Raw genomic sequence first — 20,710 nt, forward strand, 5'->3', positions numbered from 1 at the left:
ATTGAAGCGTATCCACTCAGCATACGCGCCATGACCGATCCTGCTCCCCAAGCCTTCGCCTGCGACGATGCCGGCGTCTACCGCACCCTGCTCGAATCGACCAAGGCCATCCCCTGGCGCATCGACTGGGCCACCATGCGCTTCACCTATATCGGTCCGCAGATCGAGGCGCTGCTCGGCTGGAGTCCGTCCAGCTGGCAGTCGGTCGACGACTGGGCTGCGCGCATGCACGAGGACGACCGCCAGAAGACCGTCGACTTCTGCGTCGCCCAGTCGAAGCAGGGCGTGGACCACGAGGCCGATTACCGCGCGCTGACCCGCGACGGCGACTACGTCTGGATCCGCGACGTGGTGCACGTGCTGCGCCGCCCCGACGGCAGCGTCGAGGCGCTGGTCGGCTTCATGTTCGACATCACGGCGCGCAAGCAGGCGGAAGACAAGATCCTGCAGCTGCAGCGCGAGCTCGAGGTGCTGTCCTACCGCGACAGCCTCACCGGCGTGGCCAACCGCCGCATGTTCGACACCCTGTACCCGGTCGAATGGGCCAAGGCGCATGCGACCGGGGAGCCCTTGTCGCTGCTGGTGGTCGACGTCGACTACTTCAAGCAGTACAACGATTACTACGGCCACATGCAGGGCGACGAATGCCTGCGCCAGGTGGCCGCGGCGCTCGACGCCGGAGCGTCACGCTCGCGCGACCTGTGCGCGCGGCTGGGGGGCGAGGAATTCGTGCTGTTGCTGCCGGCGACCGATGCGGAGGCGGCCCGCAATGTGGCAGAGCGCTGCCGCCGGCTGCTGGCGCAAAAGGAATTGCCGCACGCGCGTTCCGGCGTCGGTCGCCTGGTCACGGTCAGTATCGGCGCCGGCACCATCGTGCCGAGCAAGCAGGACCGGGCCGAGGTCTTCCTCGACCGCATCGACCGGCGCCTGTACCAGGCCAAGTCGGCCGGGCGCGATCAGGTCTGCGACAGCGAGGCCTGATCCGGCGACGCCTGTTCCAGCGCGGGCCGCAGCGCCCACGGTAGCATATTGTGGATGGTCGTCGCCGCCAGCGCCGCCTGCCCGGTCGCCACCGCGATCTGGTTCAGTCCGCGCGTGACGTCGCCCACCGCGAACAGCCCCGGGACCGAGGTGCGGCAATGGTCGTCCACCAGCAGCTTGCGGCACTCGACGGTTTCCGCCCCGAGCGAACTGGCCAGGTCGGAGCGCGCGTTCTCGCCCAGCATCGGGTAGAACACGTCGCAGTGATAGTCCTCGCCGTCCTTGGTATGCAGGATCGGCTTCATGTCCTCGCTCATGCTCACGCCGGCCAGCGGCGAATCGATGTAGCGCACGTTGGCGGCCGCCAGGCGCTGGCGGTCCTCGTCGTTGATGGTCGATACCGGGCCGCGCTCGAACAGCAGCACGTCGGCGCTGAAGGTGCGCATGAACAGGGCGTGGCCGACCGGGTTGACCTCGGAGGTGACCACGCCGATGCGCTTGTCGATCACGTCCCAGCCGTCGCACACCGGGCACAGGCGCACCGCGCCGCAGCGCACCGCCTCGTCCCAGCGCTCGACCGGCATGCCGGCGTCGACCACGCCGGTGGCCAGCAGCACGGTCAGCGCCCGGATCTGGCAGGGCTCGCCGCCATCCAGCGGCGCATAGTCGCCGACGAACACCCCGTCTTCCAGGCGCAGGTCGAGGATCTCGCCGGGCATCACGCTGCCGCCGTAGTTGGCCAGCTGGGCGCGCAGGTTCTCGAGCAGCGCCACGCCGTTGATACCTTCCGGAAATCCGGGGTAGTTGTGCGAGACCGGAATCCAGGACAGCCGGCTATTGCCCTTGTCGACCAAGGCGATGTGGCGGGGGAAGCGGCGCAGGTAGACGCCGGCGGTCAGGCCCGCCGGGCCGCCGCCGATGATGAGGGTGTCGAATACGGTGCGTGAACAGTCCATGCGCCGATTATGCTGACCGGGCAGCGTCCCGGATATCGGCGTGCGGGCAGGGCGCGGGTAAGAGAGTGCTTACAAGGTTTCAAAGCGACTTGCCGCCGGCCGCCTCCGGCTGCAGGGTGACGTGGTCGATGCCGTGCTTTTCGCGCAGCATCGCGCGTACCGCGGCCAGCACGGTGGGCCACTGCTCGAGGCTGGCGATCTCCAGGTGGCCGATCAGGGCGGGGTGGCCGGGCGACATGTCCCACACGTGCAGGTCGTGCACGTCGAGCACGCCGTCGATCGCCTTCAGGCTGGCGCCGACTTCGAGGTAATCGATCTCGTGCGGGACGCCCTCCATCAGGAAGTGGTAGGACTCGCGCAGGATGCCGCTGGTGGAACGCAGGATCAGCATCGCCACGAAGATCGACAGGATCGGGTCGACCCGCAGCCAGCCGGTGAAGTAGATGATGGCGCCGGAGGCGATCGCGGCGATCGAGCCGAGCAGGTCGCCCATCACGTTCACCAGCGCGGCGCGGGTGTTGATGCTCTGGTTGTCGCGCGACAGGATCCAGGCGACCAGCAGGTTGATGGAGGCGCCGATCGCGGCCACCACCAGCACCACGCCGCCCTGCACCGGTTCCGGGTGCAGCAGGCGCTGCACGGCTTCCCAGGCGATCCAGGCCACCAGCGCCAGCATGGCGAGGCTGTTCACGAAGGCTGCCAGCGCTTCGGCGCGCACGAAGCCGAAGGAGTGGCGCGAAGAGGGCGGGCGCTTGGCGATGGCCTGGGCCAGCAGCGCCAGGCCGAGGGCGGCGGCATCGGTCACCATGTGGCCGGCGTCGGAGATCAGGGCCAGCGAGTTCGAGATGAAGCCGGTAATGACCTCGATGACGGCGAACAGCAGGGTCAGGCCGAGCGTGACCCCGAGGGCCAGCTGGCTGCGGCCCTCGATGACGTGGGTATGGCTGGCATCGCCGTCGAGGTGGGCGTGCAGGTGGTCGGAAGAGGGCTCGGCTTGGTTGGCAGACATCGTCGGCGTGGTGATTTGAACAAGCTTCTAGTGTAAAGCAATGGCCGACCGGGGGCGCAGGCCGGCTCGCCAGGAAACTTTAATTCGGACAAGGCTTGCTTAACGCGTGTGCGCTCCCTATAATGGCGGCATCGGGCGGTTAGTTCAGCTGGTTAGAATACTTGGTCGACATCCAAGGGGTCGCAGATTCGAATTCTGCACCGCCCACCAGAATACCCAGCGAGGCTCAAAGAAGCGTAGCGAGCGGCAGCAGTTCCGGTTGAGAAGCGCAGCTGTACTTGAGTACAGCGAGCATCGCAAACCGGAAATGCAACGCGCAGTAGCTTGTTTGAGTCGCGCACATGTAAGAGCGAGAAAGGCACCGACGGTTATGACACCGCGAACTACGACTATGTTGTGGGGGAATCGCTAGACGCGGTACGGTGGTCTTTTGTCCAAAGAAGCTCGACAACACTGAAGAAAACGCGCCTAGTGCGCGTTTTTTTTCGTCCAAACTTTTTTGCTTTCAATATTTTCAACATTTAACGGCGCGCGCTGCGCCACATGGAGAACAGCAATGCTCAACGTTCGACTTCCGGATGGTTCCAGTCGTCAGTTTGACGGCCCGGTCACCGTTGCCCAGGTGGCCCAGAATATCGCCCCGAGCCTGGCCAAGGCCGCGCTCGCCGGCAAGGTCAACGGCAAGGTGGTCGACACCTCGTTCCTGATCGAAGACGACGCCGACCTGGCGATCGTCACCGACCGCGATCCGGACGGCCTGGAGGTCATCCGCCACTCGACCGCCCACCTGCTGGCGCACGCCGTCAAGGAATTGTTCCCGGAAGCGCAAGTCACCATCGGCCCGGTCATCGAGAACGGCTTCTACTACGACTTCTCGTACAAGCGTCCGTTCACCCCGGACGACCTGGCGGCGATCGAGAAGAAGATGGCGGAGCTGGCCAAGAAGGACCAGCCGGTCACCCGCAAGGTGCTGCCGCGCGACGAAGCGGTCAGCTACTTCAAGTCGATCGGCGAAGACTACAAGGCCGAGATCATCGCCTCGATCCCTGCGAACGAGGACGTGTCGCTGTACGAGCAGGGCGGTTTCACCGACCTGTGCCGCGGCCCGCACGTGCCATCGACCGGCAAGCTGAAGGTCTTCAAGCTGATGAAGCTGGCCGGCGCCTACTGGCGCGGCGACTCCAGGAACGAGATGCTGCAGCGCGTGTACGGCACCGCCTGGACCAAGAAGGAAGACCAGGAACAGTACCTGCACATGCTGGAAGAGGCCGAGAAGCGCGACCACCGCAAGCTGGGCAAGCAGCTGGACTTCTTCCACTTCCAGGACGAAGCCCCGGGCCTGATCTTCTGGCACCCGAAGGGCTGGACCATCTGGCAGCAGGTCGAGCAGTACATGCGCAAGACCTATCAAACAACCGGCTACAGCGAAGTCAAGGCGCCGCAGATCATCGACGTCACCCTGTGGCAGAAGACCGGCCACTGGGACAACTATCGTGAAAACATGTTCACGACCGAGTCGGAAAACCGCACCTACGCCCTGAAGCCGATGAACTGCCCGGGCCACGTGCAGATCTATAACGCCGGCCTGCGTTCCTACCGCGATCTGCCGCTGCGCTACGGCGAATTCGGCCAGTGCCACCGCAACGAGTCCTCGGGCGCGCTGCACGGCCTGATGCGCGTGCGCGGCTTCACCCAGGACGACGGCCACGTGTTCTGTACCGAAGAGCAGATCGCTCCCGAGGTGGTGGCCTTCCACGCCCAGGCGATGAAGGTCTACGAGGACTTCGGCTTCGAGAATATCGACGTCAAGATCGCCCTGCGTCCGGAAAACCGCATCGGTTCCGACGAGGTGTGGGACCAGGCCGAAGAGGCCCTGCGTTCGGCGCTGCGCGGCTGCGGCGTGGAATGGACCGAGCTGCCGGGCGAGGGCGCCTTCTACGGCCCGAAGATCGAGTACCACCTGAAGGACAGCCTGGGCCGTCCATGGCAGGTCGGCACCATGCAGGTCGACTTCTCGATGCCGGGCCGCCTGGGCGCCGAATATGTCGCGGAAGACAACACCCGCAAGGTGCCGGTCATGCTGCACCGTGCGATCGTCGGCTCGATGGAACGCTTCATCGGCATCCTGATCGAGAACTACGCCGGTGCGCTGCCGCTGTGGCTGGCTCCGGTGCAGGTCGCGGTCTTGAATATCTCGGATGCGCAAGCAGATTATGTGAAGCAGGTCGAAGCCAAGCTGCGCGCGGCGGGCATCCGCGTTCACGCTGATTTGCGGAACGAGAAGATTACTTATAAAATTCGCGAGCATTCTGTCCAAAAACTGCCGTACATTCTGGTTGTTGGCGATAAAGAACGTGAAGCAAATACGGTGGCCGTGCGTGCCCGCGGCAATGTCGATCTCGGCGTGATGCCGGTCGACGCGCTCGTGGAGCGCCTGGTTGGCGAAGTTGCCGCCAAGGCGAAATAATCCCGGCCTCAATCAATACTTTCAAAGGAAACGACATAGCTACTGACAAACAGCATCGCATCAACGGCGAGATCACCCATCCCGAAATGCGCCTGAACGGTGTGGACAACGAACCGCTGGGCATCGTGAGCCTGGCGGAAGCGTTCCGCATGGCCGAGGAAAAGAACGTCGACCTGGTCGAGATTGCGCCGAACGCGGTCCCGCCGGTCTGCCGCCTGATGGACTACGGCAAGTTCAAGTACTCCGAGCAGAAGAAGGCGCACGAAGCCAAGCTGAAGCAGAAGATCATCCAGGTCAAGGAAGTCAAGTTCCGTCCGGGTACCGATGAGGGCGACTACAGCATCAAGCTGCGCAACCTCATCAAGTTCCTGGAAGACGGCGACAAGACCAAGATCACGCTGCGCTTCCGCGGCCGTGAAATGGCGCACCAGGACATCGGCATGCGCATGCTCGAGCGCCTGCGCGGCGACCTGGAAGAATACGGCCAGGTCGAGCAATTCCCGAAGCTCGAAGGTCGCCAGATGATCATGGTGGTCGCGCCGAAGAAGAAGAAGTAATTCTTCGCGCCGTCAGATGAATGGGCCGGGTCCCGGTGTCAGCGTGAGCTGCGCCTGGCCCGGCCTGCGTTCGTTTGTGCGCTTCGTCGGACTCGGCGACAAAACCCTGGTGCCGCCCCAACAATTCCCTGCAAACCTGTGCTATCATCTGCGGTTCCTGTTTTTAACAAACAGGTTGTAGTCGACAGGAAGTGGCGTCGGCTGCAAGACAAGTGAAAGCAGGCATCCAAGAGCGGCGTTGCCGCCACCTGCAATCCTGTCGTATAGAGGCTGCCTGTAAAAGGGCAGAATACTATGCCAAAAATGAAAACCAAAAGCTCCGCGAAGAAGCGTTTTCGCGTGCGTCCGGGTGGTACCGTCAAGTCGGGTATGGCGTTCAAGCGTCACATCCTGACCAAGAAGACCACCAAAAACAAGCGTCAACTGCGCGGCACCCGTAACATCAATGCATCGGACGTGACGAGCGTCTACCGCATGATGCCTTCCGCTTAATCTCACTAATCATATACAAAGGGAGCTACCATGCCTCGAGTAAAACGTGGGGTTACTGCACGTGCCCGTCACAAGAAAGTCCTTGAACTTGCCAAAGGCTACCGCGGCCGTCGCAGCAAGGTATTCCGTATTGCCAAGCAAGCAGTCATGCGCGCTGGCCAGTACGCCTACCGCGACCGTCGTAACAAGAAGCGCGTCTTCCGCGCCCTGTGGATCACCCGTATCAACGCGGCATCGCGTTCGCACGGCATGACCTACAGCGCCTTCATGAACGGCCTGAAGAAGTCCGGGATTGAACTGGACCGTAAAGTCCTGGCCGACATGGCAGTGCACGACAAGCCGGCATTCGCCGCGATTGTCACCGCCGCCAAGGCCAAGCTGGCTGCCTAATCAGTCAGTTAGCTAGCAAGACCAGCTTTCCCGCCAACGGGAAAGCAAAAAGAGCGGGGCACACGGTCGAAATACCTGTGCCCCGTTTTTGATTGTGGTGGGGACTCGCAGAAGCTACTGCGCGTTGCACTGCCGGCCTGCGATGCTCGCTGTACTCCTCGTACAGCTGCGCTTCTCGGCCAGCATTGCTGCCGCTCGCTACGCTTCTGCGAGTCCCTGAAGCGCCGCCACCTAAACAGGAAAAGAACAAGCATGCAATCGCTGGAAGATCTCGTCTCCTCGGCCCAGGCTGATTTCACCGCCGCCGCGGACGCCGCCGCGCTCGAAAATGCAAAAGCCAAATACCTGGGCAAGACCGGCCAGGTCACCGACCTGATGAAGGGCCTGGGCAAGCTCGACCCTGAACAGCGCAAGGCGCAGGGCGCCCTGATCAATGCCGCCAAAGAAAAAATCGAACAGGCACTGACTGCCCGACGCGACGCCCTGGCCAACGCCCAGCTCGAAGCGCGCCTGAATCTCGAGGCCATCGACGTGACCCTGCCGGGCCGCGGCCGCGCCAAGGGCGGCATCCACCCGGTGATGCGTACCTGGGAACGTGTCGAGCAAATCTTCCGCTCGATCGGCTTCGACGTGGCCGACGGCCCCGAGATCGAAACCGACTGGACCAACTTCACCGCACTGAACAGCCCGGAAAACCATCCGGCCCGTTCGATGCAGGACACCTTCTACATCGAAGGCAATGACAGCACCGGCAAACCGCTGCTGCTGCGCACCCACACCAGCCCGATGCAGGTGCGCTATGCGCGCACCCACACCCCGCCGATCAAGGTGATCGCGCCGGGCCGCACCTACCGCGTCGACAGCGACGCCACCCACTCGCCGATGTTCCACCAGGTCGAAGGCCTGTGGATCGGCGAGGACATCAGCTTCGCCGACCTCAAGGGCGTGTACCTGAACTTCGTCAAGGCCTTCTTCGAGACCGAGGACCTGGAAGTACGCTTCCGTCCGTCCTACTTCCCGTTCACCGAACCGTCGGCCGAGATCGACATTGCCTTCGGCTCCGGTCCGCTCAAGGGCCGCTGGCTGGAAGTGTCGGGGGCGGGGCAGGTGCACCCGACTGTCGTACGTAATTTCGGCCTCGATCCGGAGCGGTTCATCGGTTTCGCCTTCGGCTCCGGCCTGGAGCGCCTGACCATGCTGCGTTACGGGATCAACGACCTGCGCCTGTTCTACGAAGGCGACCTGCGATTCTTGAAGCAATTTAATTAATACGGTCGCTGATTCAGTACGCCCAGTCAACAACGCGGTTACAAGGTAAAAAGAACATGCAATTCTCCGAAAACTGGCTCCGTTCCATGGTCGATCCGAAGATGACCTCGAGCGAACTGTCCCACCTCCTGACCATGTCCGGCCTCGAAGTCGAGGAAGTCGAAGCGGTCGCGCCGCCGTTCACCAACGTGGTGGTGGCCGAGGTGAAGGAAGTCGCCAAGCACCCGGACGCCGACCGCCTGAACGTCTGCCAGGTAGACGTCGGCAGCGGCACCCTGCTCAACATCGTGTGCGGCGCCCCGAACGTGCGCGCCGGCATGAAGGCGATCTGCGCCAAGGCCGGCGCCGTGCTGCCGCCGGGCGCCGACGGCAAGCCTTTCGCGATCAAGGTCGGTAAACTCCGTGGTGTCGAGTCGCAGGGCATGATGTGCTCGGCCAAGGAACTGAAGATCTCGGAAGAGAGCAGCGGCCTGATGGAACTGCCGGCGGACGCACCGGTCGGCGCCGACATTCGCGACTACCTCGGCCTGGACGACCTGAAGTTCACCATCAAGCTGACCCCGAACAAGGCCGACTGCCTGTCGGTGCTGGGCGTGGCGCGCGAAGTGGCGGCCCTGACCGGCACCCCGCTGCACGTGCCGACCACCAAGCAGGTCGCCGTCAACCTGGATGAAACGCTGCCAGTGAAGATCTCGGCGCCGGACCTGTGCGGCCGCTTCTCGGGCCGCGTCATCCGCGGCCTGAACGCGCGCGCCGCCACCCCGGACTGGATGAAGCAGCGCCTCGAGCGCAGCGGCCAGCGCTCGGTGTCGGCCCTGGTCGACATCTCGAACTACGTGATGCTGGAAGTCGGCCGTCCCTCGCACGTGTTCGACCTGTCCAAGATCCACGGCGGCCTGGACATCCGTTGGGGCAGGAAGGGCGAGCAACTCAAGCTCCTGAACGGCAATACCATCGAGGTCGACGAGTGGGTCGGCGTGATCGCCGACGACAAGGAAATCGAATCGCTGGCCGGCATCATGGGCGGCGACTCCACTGCCGTCACGCTGGATACCACCGACATCTACCTGGAAGCCGCGTTCTGGTGGCCGAACGCCATCCAGGGCCGCGCCCGCAAGTACAACTTCTCGACCGATGCGGCGCACCGCTTCGAGCGCGGCGTGGACTACGCGACCACGGTCGAACACATCGAACGCATCACCGCGCTGATCGTCGAGATCTGCGGCACCGCGGAGACGAAAGTGGGTCCGGTCGACGATCAGTCGGTCAACTTGCCACAGCCAAAGCCGGTTGCGATGCGCACCGCCCGCGCCGCCAAGGTGATCGGCGTGCCGCTGACCGATGACGTGGTTGCGGACATCTTCACCCGCCTGCAGCTGCCGTTCACCTTCGACGCCGGTGTCTTCCACGTCACCTCGCCGTCCTATCGCTTCGACATCGAGATCGAGGAAGACCTGATCGAGGAAGTCGCGCGCGTGTACGGTTTCGAGAACATCCCGACCCGCCCGCCGGTTGCGCCGACCGCGATGCTGATCGAGCCGGAAAACACCCGCTCGCTGTTCGCGATCCGCCACCAGCTGGCCGACCTGGGCTACCAGGAAACCGTCAACATGAGCTTCGTGGAAGCCCAGTGGGAACAGGACTTCGCCGCCAACGCCGACCCGATCCGCCTGCAGAACCCGATTGCCAGCCAGATGAGCGTGATGCGCTCGAACCTGGTGGGCAGCCTGCTGGCCAACGTGCGCTACAACGTCAACCGCAAGGCCGGCCGTGTGCGCGTGTTCGAAGTCGGTGCCGTGTTCAAGCGTAACGCGGCGGTAGCGGACGGTCCGCTGTCGGTGGCCGGTTTCGAGCAGCCCAAGCATGTCGCCGCCATGGCCTACGGCCCGGTCAATGACGAGCAGTGGGGCGAGAAGACCCGCCAGGTCGACTTCTTCGACGTCAAGGCCGACCTCGAGGCCCTGTTCGCACCAAGCGTGCTGCGCTTCGTGAAGGGCGAGCATCCGGCGCTGCATCCGGGCCGCAGCGCCTTCGTCGAACTGGATGGCAAGCAAATCGGCTTCATCGGCGAGCTGCACCCGCGCTGGCTGCAGAAATACGACCTGCCGCAGGCGCCGGTCGTGTTCGAAGTCGATGCCGAAGCGCTGCGCCAGCGCAGCGTGCCGGCCTATGCCGAGATTTCGAAGTTCCCGGGCGCCACGCGCGACCTGGCGCTGGTGGTGAAGCAGGGCGTCGCGGCCCAGGAAGTGCTCGATTGCTTCCATGCCGAGATCGCTGCGAATCCTGGCGGAAAGATCGTGCAAGCCGTTGTTTTGTTTGATGAATACCGCGGCAAGGGCCTGGAGACGGATGAAAAAAGCCTTGCTTTCCGCTTTGGCTTGCAAGATACTCAATCGACGCTGCAGGACGACGCGGTGGACGCCATCATGGCGGCCGTGGCCCGTGCGGCACAAGAAAAAGTCGGCGCAAAGCTGCGTGCATGATGTGTTTTACGGGCGCTCCAACAGAGCGCCCTGGTAAAGCATGTCATATCGTTCCAAAACATCGTTTCTTGAAGGTAGGGCTTCAAAATTAATAACAACGACGTTGATTCGGCCGTGTTCCAGGAAGCGCTGGCGGCCGATCTGCATCGCGCGACACAAGTGGCGCGGATGCGGAAGGAAGCAGAGAAGGACCTGCCGACCCTGACCAAGGCCGAGCTGGCCGAGCTGCTGTTCGAGCAGGTCGGCCTGAACAAGCGTGAAGCCAAGGACATGGTCGAGACCTTCTTCGACGAAATCCGTAACGCGCTCGAGCGCGGCGAGGCCGTCAAGCTGTCGGGCTTCGGCAACTTCCAGTTGCGTGACAAGCCGCAGCGGCCGGGCCGCAACCCGAAAACCGGGGAAGAGATCCCCATCACGGCGCGCCGCGTCGTGACTTTCCACGCGAGCCAGAAGCTCAAGGGAATGGTCGAGGAGACTAGTCCGCCGAGTAACTCTCTGGCCCGCGCCGCCTGAGTACAATACGTAGATGAGCGAACGACCGAACAAGCCTGAGCCCGTGGTGCTGCCGCCGATCCCGGCGAAGCGCTATTTCACGATTGGTGAAGTGAGTGATTTGTGCGGCGTCAAACCGCATGTGCTGCGCTACTGGGAACAGGAATTCACCCAGCTAAAGCCGGTCAAACGCCGAGGTAACCGTCGTTATTATCAGCACCACGAAGTGCTGCTGATCCGCCGCATCCGCGAACTGCTGTACGAACAGGGCTTCACGATCAGCGGCGCGCGCAATCGCCTCGACGGCCGCGGCCATGTGGTGGACGCTGCCGACGAAGTCGAGCTGCCGCCGCCGGCACCGGTCGTCGATGTCGAGATGCTCAGGGCCGAGCTGCTGGACATTCTCGCTCTCCTGAAGCACGGCAGTCACGCCGGCATCGCCTGAGCGCGTTCAGGCGCGCCGTACCGACGCCGCGCTGTCTTCTTGACGGAGACTCCCGATGCATTGCGCTCGTCAAAACTGTCCGATAAGCCATTGCGCGGACTTGTTGATGGGTGCCGCGCATAACTCAGCAAGTGTGTGCCTTGATGCCATGCGCCGTAGTGATAGAATGTCACTTGCGGTCATGCTTATATATGCATGCAAGCCGGGGCGTATGCACGGACCTGGCACTTTCCTGAAAAGGGAAAATTTAAGGGAAGACAATGATACGCGTTGCCATTTGTGACGATCACCAAATAGTTCGAGCAGGATTCAAACAGATTTTCTCGTCGTCGGGCGAGTTCGAAGTCGTCGCCGAAGGCGCCACCGGCCGCGAGGCCCTCGATATCGCACGCCGCGAAATCTGCGACGTCCTGTTGCTCGACATCGCCATGCCGGACCAGAGCGGCATCGATATCCTGCGCACCATCCGCCAGGGCCAGCCCAACCTGCCGGTGCTGATCTTGTCCGGTTATCCGGCGCAGCAGTACGCGCTCAACCTGTTCAAGATGGGTGCCAACGGCTATCTGAACAAGGAATGCGAAGCCGACGAGCTCAAAACAGCAGTGCGCACCGTGTACCAGGGCCGCCGTTATGTGAGCTCGACCGTGGGCGAGCTGCTGGCCCAGAGCTTCGACCGCGACCCGAACACGGCGCTCCACACCGAGCTGTCGGACCGCGAGTTCCAGGTCTTCCTGCGCCTGGCCAAGGGAGCCACCGTGTCGGACATCGGCAACGCCCTGTCGCTGTCGATCAAGACCGTCTCCACCTACCGCACCCGCATCATGGAAAAGATGGGCCTGCAGTCGAACAGCGACCTGACCTATTACGCCATGAAGAACAATCTGCTCGACTGAGCAGTTCCCGGACGCGCCGGCCCCCGGCGCGTTTCCCGTGCCGCCTCCGCTGTCCCTCCGGCTTGCCAGCCAACAACTGTTTCCAAGCGTTACAAAAATTTCGCCGCTGTGCAACATTTGTATTGCATACCGCCGCGTCCTCGCGCACACTGCTAAGTGCCTGCCACCCAGCATTTCTGTTTCCATTAACAATGGCTGGCATCCGCGTAACGTCTGGTTACCCCAAGGGCCTCACTGCACTGTCGAGCTAACGCGACTATAATCGGCCCGGACGGCATCAGTTGCGCGAAAGGAAGCCCATGTACTTTTCCACTGCCTTCGACGGCAAGCGGCTGCGTGGTCTGCCGCTCTCCAAGACCCTGTTGTGCGTGGCCTGTGTCGTCATCCTGGTCATCAACGCGGTCTTCCTGATCCGTAACCTGGATGACCTGCGCTCCGCGAACGCCCTGCAGGCCCAGACCGCGCGCGTCTCCGACGAACTCCAGTATCTGAACCTCCTGGTCACCGATGCCGAGAGCGGCTTGCGCGGCTATTTCCTGTCCGGCTCGGAAGTCAACCTCGGGCCTCTGCACGCGGCGCCCCAGCAGATCGACAGCCAGTTGCGCGCGCTGGGCGTGCTGCTGGCCGACAATCCTTCGCAAACGAAAAACCTGGCCCAGCTGCGCAGCCTGGTGCAGCGCAAGCTCGGCCTGATGCACGAGTCGCTCGAGGTCTACCGCCGGGGCGGGCTGGTCGACATCGTCGCGATCTCGGCGGCCGCCGACGAGCGCGGCCAGATGGACGAAATCCGCCTGCAGGTCGTGATCATGACGCGCGAGCAGAACGAACTGCTGGCCAGCCGCACTGCCGCGTTCTATGAACAGTCGCGCCGCACGGTGCTGCTGGGGGTCGGCATCAATGCCGCCGCCATCCTCGTGATCCTGTTATTCCACAGCCTGGTGCAGCGCAGCTTCGGCCTGCGCCTGGAAGCCGAGCGCGCGCTGCAGCAGACCAACGACAGCCTGGAAGCGGTGGTTGCCGAGCGCACCGAGCAGTTGTCGGTGCTGTCGCGCCACCTGATCCGGGTGCAGGAAGAAGAAAAGTCGCGCCTGGCGCGCGAGCTGCACGACGAGATGGGCGCCAACCTGACCGCGATCGGGATGGACATGACCTCGGTCAGCGAACAGCTCAAGGGCACGCACCCGGAACTGGTGTCGATGCTGGGCCGGGCCCGCAAGACCCTGATCGACACCGTGCAGCTCAAGCGCCGCATCATCGAGAACCTGCGTCCCAGCCTGCTCGACAACATGGGCCTGTCGGCCGCGCTGCAGAGTTATTGCGCCGATTATGCGCGGGTGACCGCGCTCGACTGCGATGCCCTGATCGATGCCGAGGCGGACCGTGCCGGCTCGATGCAGGCGATCGCGCTGTTCCGCATCACCCAGGAAGCCCTGAACAACATCGCCAAATACGCCAAGGCGCGCACCGTGATCGTCAACCTGACGCGCGAGCCAAGCGGCTGGGAGCTGGAAATCACGGACGACGGCATCGGTATCCCGGCGGACGCGATGGCCAAGTCCAAGTCGCACGGCCTGCTGGGCATGCGCGAGCGTGCGCTGCTGCTGGGCGGCAGCCTGCAGGTGGCGCGCGGGGTGAACAATGTCGGCACCTGCGTGCGCGCCTGGATTCCGGCGGCCGCGCCGGGCGGGGATGGCAGCGCCAATGCCGCTCCGGTGTTCGCCGGCGCAGAAACGACAACGCCGTCCCTGTCGATCGGGACGGCGGTCGAAGCCAGGAGCGGCAAGGCGCCCGATGGGGCGCCGGTCAATTCTTAACGGGCCACGTCGCTCAGCAGGCGGTCGTATTCCGACTTGGCGACCTTGTAGCATTCGCCTGCGTACTCTTCCAGGCCGGCGCGGTCCAGCACGGTGATGTTGCCGCGGCGGTACTGGATCAGGCCTTCGTCCTGCAGCTTGCCGGCAGCAGCGGTGATGCTTTCGCGGCGCACGCCCAGCATGATCGAGATGAGTTCCTGGGTCACTTTCAGCTCGTTGCTGGCCGAACGGTCCAGGCGGTCGAGCAGCCAGCGGCACAGTTTCTGTTCGATCGAGCTGTGGCGGCCACCGACGGCGTTCTGGGCCATCTGGGCGAACAGCGCGTTGGTGTAGCGCATCAGGAGCTGGGGCAGGGCGCCGCCTTTGGCGAAGGCGTCACGCAGGAACTGGGTCTTGAGGCGGTAGCCGTAGCCGGCGCTCTGGACCACGGCGCTGCAGGTGGCGCGTTCGCCCATGAACAGCGACACGCCGACCGCGCCTTCGTGACCGACCACCGCGATCTCGGTGGTGGCGCCGTCTTCCATCACGTACAGCAGCGACACGATTGCCGTCGTCGGAAAATACACGTATTCCAATTTGCTGCCATACTCGAACAACTCCTTGCCGAATGGCAGAGGAACGAGTTCCAGGTGCTCGAACAGGGTTTCCAGGTCTTGGCGGGGCAGGGCGCCGAGCAGTTCGTTCTGCTGGGTGCCGCTGTAGCTGACAACGGGGCGGGACGCGGCTTTCACAGTCTCACTCGTGGCTGGGATCTTGTGTTGCGCTTTTTGCGTACCACCAAGCTGAGCGTTGTTCATTTTCTGTCCTCTTATCTCTAACGTGTGTCGGTTTGCGATTGCTTGAGGTCTTGTTTTCGTTTCCTCATCGCGATGTGTGAACAATAAAGCTATAGTCTGTTGGCGAACATAAGACTGGCAGTCGCCCCTGTGTAGGCTTGCCGCATCCGGTCTTGTAAGTCCAGTCCTACTGGAGAGATTGTCGCTCTGTCATCTCTTTTTCTTTTGCTGAGGAAACGCTTTTGCGCCCGTTTCGCGCATAATGTGGCTTTCCTTTTGCCCCGCCCGACAATGCCCTTGCCACTGCTGCTGGTCGAAGACGATGCCGTGCTGGCCGACGGGCTGCTGCGGACCCTGCAGGCCCAGGACATGCAGGTCGAACTGCTGCATGACGGACTGGCCGCCGATGCCCGGCTGCAGAACCCGCAGTCGGCGGCGCAGCTGGCCGTCATCGTGCTGGACATCGGCCTGCCGGGCATCGACGGCTTCGAAGTGCTGCGCCGCCTGCGCGCACGCGGCGCCAGGACCCCGGTGCTGCTCCTGACCGCCCGCGACGCCGTCGAGGACCGGGTGCGCGGGCTGGAGGCGGGCGCCGACGATTACCTGGTCAAGCCATTTGCCACTCCCGAACTGGTGGCGCGCATCCGCGCGCTGGCGCGGCGCTTCGCCCCACCCCCGAGCCAGCTGGGGCTCGCGCGGCTCAGCCTCGACGGCGCCACCCGCCGCGCGCGCGTCGGCGAACGCGCCCTCGAGCTGTCGGTGCGCGAATGGGGCGTGCTCGAATACCTCCTGCAACATGCCGGCCGGGTGGTGTCGAAGCAGCAGATCATCGACGCCATCGCGCCCTGGGGCGACGACCTGACCCTGAACGCGGTCGAGGTCTACGTCTCGCGCCTGCGCCTGAAGCTCGACGGCGCCGGCGTGGCCATCCGCACCATCCGCGGCTTCGGCTACCTGCTCGAAGCCGGGAACTAGGGCCTTCGCGAGCGGCCCATGAGCAGCATCCGCCTGCGCCTGCTGAAGTGGCTGGTCGCACCCATCCTCGTGTTCAACCTGCTGGCCGCGAGCCTGACTTACCTGCTGGCCTGGACCCCGGCCCAGCGCGCCTTCGACCAGGGCCTGCTGGACGCCGCCACCGGACTGGCCACGCGCCTGCGTCCGGGCGGCGCGTCGGTCGACCTGCCCGCGAACCTGCCTGACGCGGCGCGCGTGCTGGGCGCCGGTTCGCCCGACGCCAGCTGGTTCGTGGTGCGCGATGCGCGAGGCCGGGTACTGGCCGGCGACCCCGCTTTTCCGCGCCGCAGCGGCAGCGCGCCGGTGCGCGACGATCGCATGCACGGGCAGCCGGTGCGGGTGGCCAGCCTGCTGGTGCCCGGCAGCGGCGGCCCGGTCGAGGTGGGGGTGGCGCGCACGCTGAGCCAGCGCCAGCAGGTCCGCTCGGCCATCGTGCGCGCGCTGGTGCTGCTCGAAGTCGTGTTCAGCCTGGCCCTGGTCGGCCTGGTGTGGTTCTCGGTCGGTAACGGCCTGGCGCCGCTGGCGCGCCTGCGCGCCCGCCTCGATGCGCGCGGCAGCCACGACCTGGCGCCGCTCGAGGATGGCGGCATGCCGCGCGAGCTGCTGCCGGTGGTGAACGCCTTCAATGCGCTGCTGGAACGCATCGCCGCCGGCGCCAGGGCCCAGGACGACTTCCGCGCGAACGTCGCGCACCAGCTGCGCACCCCGCTGGCCGGGCTGCGCCTGCAGCTGGAATGGCTGGCCGGCCGCCATCGCGACGATCCCGAGACCCTGCGCACGGTCGAACTGCTGTTGCAGGCCAACGAACGCATGATCCGCCAGGCCAACCAGCTGCTTTCGCTCGAACGCGCCGGGCCGGAGCGCTTCGCGCAGGCGCGCTTCACCCGGCTCGACCTCTCGGGCATCGTCGGCGAGTCGGTCCAGTCGTTTGTCGAGCGCGCGCTGCGCAAGGACATCGACCTGGGCTTCGAGCTGGCGCCGGCGTGGCTGGAAGGGGAGCGCCACATGCTGCGCGACCTGGTCGACAACCTGGTGGACAATGCGCTGCGCTACACGCCGGCGCAGGGCAGGGTCACGGTCTACTGCCGCCCGACGCCGGATGGGGTCCTGTTCGCGGTCGAGGATTCGGGCCCGGGGATCGCGCCGGAGAAGCGGGCCCAGGTATTCCAGCGCTTCGTGCGCCTTGACCAGCACAGCCAGGGCTCGGGCCTGGGCCTGGCGATCGTGCGCGAGATCGCCGCCGCGCACGGCGCCCGCGTGGAACTCGGCGAGGGAGCGGGGGGAAGCGGCTTGCGGGTCGCAGTCCGCTTCCCCCTGGAACGGTCGCTACCCGTTCAGTCGGCGCCCGAGGTATAGCTGTAGCTACGCTTGCGCCGCGAGTTGATGTTCGGGCGGATCTTCTGCGGCGCGATCGCCACGCTGGCGCCGGCGCTGCGCTGCACCGCGCCGATCACGACCGTGGTCGCCTGCGGCTTGCCGTCGACCGTGACCGGCACGCCGGTCGCCAGCACCGGGGAGGGCGGCAGGCCGCCGCCCACGAAGGGCGAGGAGCGCTGGCCGCCGCAGGTGGCGTTCACGCCGATCGCGCCGGAGCCGTTGAGCAGGTTGACCCAGTAGCCGCGCGCTTCGCCGAGGGTGGTGGAGCAGGTCCCGGCCAGCGGCGGGATCGGACGGTTGGTGCTGAAGGTCACCATGCCGCCGGCGATCAGCGCCGAAGTCACGACCTGCTCGCCCTGGCCGTTCTCGTTCAGGTCCATGAACCAGCCTTTCAGGCTGCTGCCGGGCAGGATCGCCGTGTTCGAACAGGTATTGCGCGCATTCGCGCTGTAGTCTTCCAGGGCGTCCAGGTTGGCCGGATCGACGTTCGCGCCGTCCGTCAGGCTGTCCTTGTACACGTAGAAGCGGTTGGTGACCCCATTGAACGGGTACTGGCTGGCCAGCGGGTGCTCGCGGTCGCCGCTGCCGATCGCCACGTAGACGTGGTCCTGGGCCGCCAGCAGGGCCGGCGCGAACAGGAACTTGCGTCCGTCGCCGCTGGTCCCGGCTACCTTGCGGCTGGTCCAGGCGCTGCTCGATCGTGCGCTGCGGCTGGCGTCGACGAAGTCCACCCGGTACAGGTTGCCGCCGGTGTCGGCCGCGTACGCATAGTCGGGCATGGCGTCATTGTCGACGTCCACCATCGCGATGTCGGCCGCCACCGGGCGCGCGGTCGGGAAGCTGCGCAGGAGCGCGCCGTTGTTGGCGTCGAGGACGTAGATCACGCCGCCCTTGGCACTGGCGCAGCTGGGCGCCTTGCTGTCGGCGTCCTCGCAGCTGTCGTAGCCCCCGCCCACGACGATGACCGGGCTGGCGCCCTGTTCATAGCCCTTGAGGAAGGCCACGCTCGGCGTCGACCAGGTCTGGCCGATGCCCGACATGCCGGTGGTGCAGCCGGTGTCGTTGTCCAGGTTCGGGCAGCCCGCCTTCCATTTGAACTTCGGCGTCAGGGGCTTGCTGACGTCGAGGGCATAGATCATGCGGCCGCCGCGGCGCATGGTCGGGAAGATCCAGACTTTCGAGCTGTCGGCGTTCTGGTAGACGCCAGTCGAGCCGTCGAAGAAATAATCCTTCCGGGTCGGGGCGATGTCCTGGTCCGGCATGCCGGGATAGGCGACCAGCGGCGTGTTGCTCATCAGGCGCGACAGGCGCGGGAAGAACTCGGGCGCCACGAAGGCCCAGTGCTCGACGCCGGTATCCGCGTCCATGGCGCGCAGGGTGCCGTCGTTGGCGCCGTAGAACACGGTCACGCCGAACTTCTTGCTGTCGACCTCCTTGCCGCCGTAGTTGATGGGCAGGGGACGGGAATGGATCACGTCGCCGTGGATCGAGGGACGGGTGCTGCTCGCGCCGACCGTGCCCTTCTCGCCGGTGACGTCCTCGCCGCGGATGAACCTGACCAGGTCGGCCGCCATGCCGCTGTTGGCGCTGGTGAGGTCCGTCAGGCCCGAGGCGGTATGGGTGAGCACCTTGCGGTTGACCGCCTGGGTGCCGGCGCCGTTCCCCTCGCGCAGGACTTGCGCGGCCGCGCCTTTTTCCACGAAGGGCCCGTCGGGCAGGTCGGAGAAGGGATCGAAACCCTTGGTGTCGCAGGTGCCGAGCGGCGCCGGGTCGATGCCCAGGCCCTCCCAGTAATTCTTGCTGTCCTTGGTCCAGTAGCTGGCCGCGCAGGGCGTCACGAAGCCGGTGACGGTGTTCACCGCGACCTTGCCGTTGACGTCGCCCAGGTCGATGTTGCCGTTGTTGTCGATCAGTTGGTAGCGCTTGAGGTTGCCGAACCAGCGCGGCTTGGCCTTCTTGTCGGGACGGAACATGCCGATGAAGACCTGGTTTTCGTTCTGCGACCGGTTGGTGGCGTTCACCGGCAGGCTGGTCGAGGCGAAGGTGCTGTTGACCGCCTGGATCTCGATCAGGATGTTCTTCAGCGCCTCGACGATCGAATCCTCGTTCTTGGCCAGGAAATACTTGCCGCCGCCGGCGCGCGCCATGCTCAGCAGGAGCGAGGTGTGCTCGGCGTTCGGCTGGGCGTTATGGACGTCGATCGTGTATGTCGTCACGTTCGGGCGGATGCTGCCGCTCGGCATGGCAATGCCGCGGTCGTGCAGCAAGCGCGCCCATTCGTCGGCATTGCGCGGGCCGGTGTCGGTGCTGAAGGTGCCGGTCGGGCTATTCGTGATCTCGATGTCGGTGGCCACCACGCTGTAGCGGCTGTTGCCGGTGGTGCAGACGCCGACTTCGCTGGGCACCGCATTGCCGATCTTGCAGCCTTCGGTGTAGCCGTCGCAGACGGTGCTGAAGGAGGGCAGGGCCGAGGCGGCCGCGGTGGCGCTGCCGTAGCAGGCGGCGGTGGTGCCCACCGTGGTCGAGGTGGTCGTGCTCTTGCTGCTGAAGTTCGGCAGGCCGAGCTGCTTGACGGGCTGGCCGTTGAGCGTGTTCAGCAGGGCGGTGTTGGCGGCGCTGTCCTTGGACGGGCCACTGGCATTGGGATTGCCGATGAAGATGACGAAGCTCTTGCCGCACAGGTTGTCGAGCGTGAGCGGCGACTTGAAACGCGAAAAGGCCGTGGTGTAGCCGTTTTTGTCGGCCTTGCTCGCCAGCGTGGCGCCAGGCGAGTACGAATTGGCGCCGGCAAAGTAGTTGTACACGTCGTACATCAGGTTGCCGTAGGGCGTGTTCGAGTTGCGCTTTTCGTCCGGGCTGTTGATGTTGTTGTAGATCGTGGTCAGCTGGGTGCTGATCGCCTCCCGGTTGGTTTGGTCCATCGGCTGGACCGCGTAGCGGATGAAGCCGCCGTCGTCGTTGGCGTTGCCGCCGGTGACGTACTCCATCAGGCCCAGGCTCACCGAGCCGTCGAGCTCGGCCACGACGCGCTGGATCGCCCTGACTTCGGACTGGCCCTGGGTGAGCCCGCCCGGCCATTTCTGGTTCTGGCGCGCCCAGTTCGAGGTGTTGTCGAGCACGATGAGGATGCGCGGATTGAGCTTGTCGCCCGCCGAGGCGCCGGTGAAGATGTCGATGTCGTCGGCGCCAGCCGGCAGCGGCAGCAGGGCCAGCGAGCTGGACAAGCCCAGGGTCAGGCGCAGGGCGGCCGGACGGGAAAAGAGGCGCATGGTGCGGAACATGGTGAATCCTTCTC

17 protein-coding genes and 1 tRNA gene are annotated in these 20,710 nt (G+C 64.7%); 14 read left to right on the top strand and 4 right to left on the bottom strand.

Annotated features, from left to right (window positions below):
* Positions 1-30 precede the first annotated feature (30 nt).
* Positions 31-981, top strand: coding sequence for a sensor domain-containing diguanylate cyclase (locus FG94_RS02990; RefSeq protein ID WP_036206879.1), 951 nt, complete (start codon positions 31-33; stop codon positions 979-981).
* On the opposite strand, the gene FG94_RS02995 is transcribed toward FG94_RS02990, so the two are convergent.
* Entirely contained in the window at positions 957-1,937 is a 981-nt protein-coding gene (locus FG94_RS02995; RefSeq protein ID WP_051996082.1) for an NAD(P)/FAD-dependent oxidoreductase, read from the bottom strand. The two genes, FG94_RS02990 and FG94_RS02995, sit on opposite strands and share 25 nt — an antisense overlap.
* 79 nt (positions 1,938-2,016) lie before the next feature.
* Complete coding sequence (locus FG94_RS03000) at positions 2,017-2,946, bottom strand: cation diffusion facilitator family transporter (protein ID WP_036206882.1); 930 nt, start codon at positions 2,944-2,946, stop codon at positions 2,017-2,019.
* 133 nt (positions 2,947-3,079) lie between these two features.
* Here FG94_RS03000 and FG94_RS03005 point away from each other — a divergent pair.
* The 11 genes from FG94_RS03005 (at position 3,080) to FG94_RS03055 (ending at position 14,248) form a co-directional block, all read left to right on the top strand.
* Positions 3,080-3,156 (top strand) — tRNA-Val (locus tag FG94_RS03005).
* Positions 3,157-3,502: 346 nt separating this feature from the next.
* Positions 3,503-5,413: a threonine--tRNA ligase gene (gene thrS, locus FG94_RS03010; protein WP_036206885.1), complete on the top strand. Its 1,911-nt coding sequence runs from the start codon at positions 3,503-3,505 to the stop codon at positions 5,411-5,413.
* Positions 5,413-5,970, top strand: coding sequence for a translation initiation factor IF-3 (gene infC / locus FG94_RS03015; protein WP_370661394.1), 558 nt, complete (start codon positions 5,413-5,415; stop codon positions 5,968-5,970). Before thrS ends, infC begins: the two co-directional genes overlap by 1 nt.
* Positions 5,971-6,264: 294 nt before the next feature.
* Complete coding sequence (rpmI, locus tag FG94_RS03020) at positions 6,265-6,462, top strand: 50S ribosomal protein L35 (protein WP_026354218.1); 198 nt, start codon at positions 6,265-6,267, stop codon at positions 6,460-6,462.
* A 30-nt stretch (positions 6,463-6,492) separates the two neighbouring features.
* Positions 6,493-6,852, top strand: coding sequence for a 50S ribosomal protein L20 (rplT, locus tag FG94_RS03025; RefSeq protein ID WP_027865360.1), 360 nt, complete (start codon positions 6,493-6,495; stop codon positions 6,850-6,852).
* A 252-nt stretch (positions 6,853-7,104) separates the two neighbouring features.
* Entirely contained in the window at positions 7,105-8,121 is a 1,017-nt protein-coding gene (gene pheS / locus FG94_RS03030) for a phenylalanine--tRNA ligase subunit alpha (RefSeq protein WP_036206904.1), read from the top strand.
* Between the two features lie 56 nt (positions 8,122-8,177).
* Complete coding sequence (gene pheT / locus FG94_RS03035; protein WP_036206906.1) at positions 8,178-10,604, top strand: phenylalanine--tRNA ligase subunit beta; 2,427 nt, start codon at positions 8,178-8,180, stop codon at positions 10,602-10,604.
* Positions 10,605-10,772: 168 nt separating this feature from the next.
* Positions 10,773-11,117: an integration host factor subunit alpha gene (locus tag FG94_RS03040; RefSeq protein WP_027865357.1), complete on the top strand. Its 345-nt coding sequence runs from the start codon at positions 10,773-10,775 to the stop codon at positions 11,115-11,117.
* A 13-nt stretch (positions 11,118-11,130) separates the two neighbouring features.
* Positions 11,131-11,541, top strand: a complete 411-nt coding sequence (locus FG94_RS03045) for a MerR family transcriptional regulator (protein WP_036206908.1) — start codon at positions 11,131-11,133, stop codon at positions 11,539-11,541.
* Between the two features lie 260 nt (positions 11,542-11,801).
* On the top strand, positions 11,802-12,434 hold the full coding sequence (locus FG94_RS03050) for a response regulator transcription factor (RefSeq protein WP_027865355.1): 633 nt from the start codon (positions 11,802-11,804) through the stop codon (positions 12,432-12,434).
* A 299-nt stretch (positions 12,435-12,733) separates the two neighbouring features.
* Positions 12,734-14,248: a CHASE3 domain-containing protein gene (locus FG94_RS03055; protein WP_081925754.1), complete on the top strand. Its 1,515-nt coding sequence runs from the start codon at positions 12,734-12,736 to the stop codon at positions 14,246-14,248.
* On the opposite strand, the gene FG94_RS03060 is transcribed toward FG94_RS03055, so the two are convergent.
* A complete protein-coding gene (locus FG94_RS03060; protein WP_027865354.1) occupies positions 14,245-15,045 on the bottom strand; it encodes a Crp/Fnr family transcriptional regulator in 801 nt (266 codons plus the stop codon). The two genes, FG94_RS03055 and FG94_RS03060, sit on opposite strands and share 4 nt — an antisense overlap.
* 270 nt (positions 15,046-15,315) lie before the next feature.
* Here FG94_RS03060 and FG94_RS03065 point away from each other — a divergent pair, with 270 nt between their 5' ends.
* Both FG94_RS03065 and FG94_RS03070 read left to right on the top strand, forming a co-directional pair.
* Positions 15,316-15,999: a response regulator transcription factor gene (locus FG94_RS03065; RefSeq protein WP_036206910.1), complete on the top strand. Its 684-nt coding sequence runs from the start codon at positions 15,316-15,318 to the stop codon at positions 15,997-15,999.
* An 18-nt stretch (positions 16,000-16,017) separates the two neighbouring features.
* Positions 16,018-17,394: a sensor histidine kinase gene (locus tag FG94_RS03070; RefSeq protein ID WP_051996084.1), complete on the top strand. Its 1,377-nt coding sequence runs from the start codon at positions 16,018-16,020 to the stop codon at positions 17,392-17,394.
* Here FG94_RS03070 and FG94_RS03075 read toward each other — a convergent pair.
* Entirely contained in the window at positions 17,373-20,696 is a 3,324-nt protein-coding gene (locus tag FG94_RS03075; protein WP_051996086.1) for a pilus assembly protein, read from the bottom strand. The genes FG94_RS03070 and FG94_RS03075 overlap by 22 nt on opposite strands.
* Between the last annotated feature and the right edge of the window lie 14 nt (positions 20,697-20,710).

The organism is Massilia sp. LC238 (assembly GCF_000735635.1).
GTDB classification, from domain to species: Bacteria; Pseudomonadota; Gammaproteobacteria; order Burkholderiales; family Burkholderiaceae_D; genus Telluria; species Telluria varians.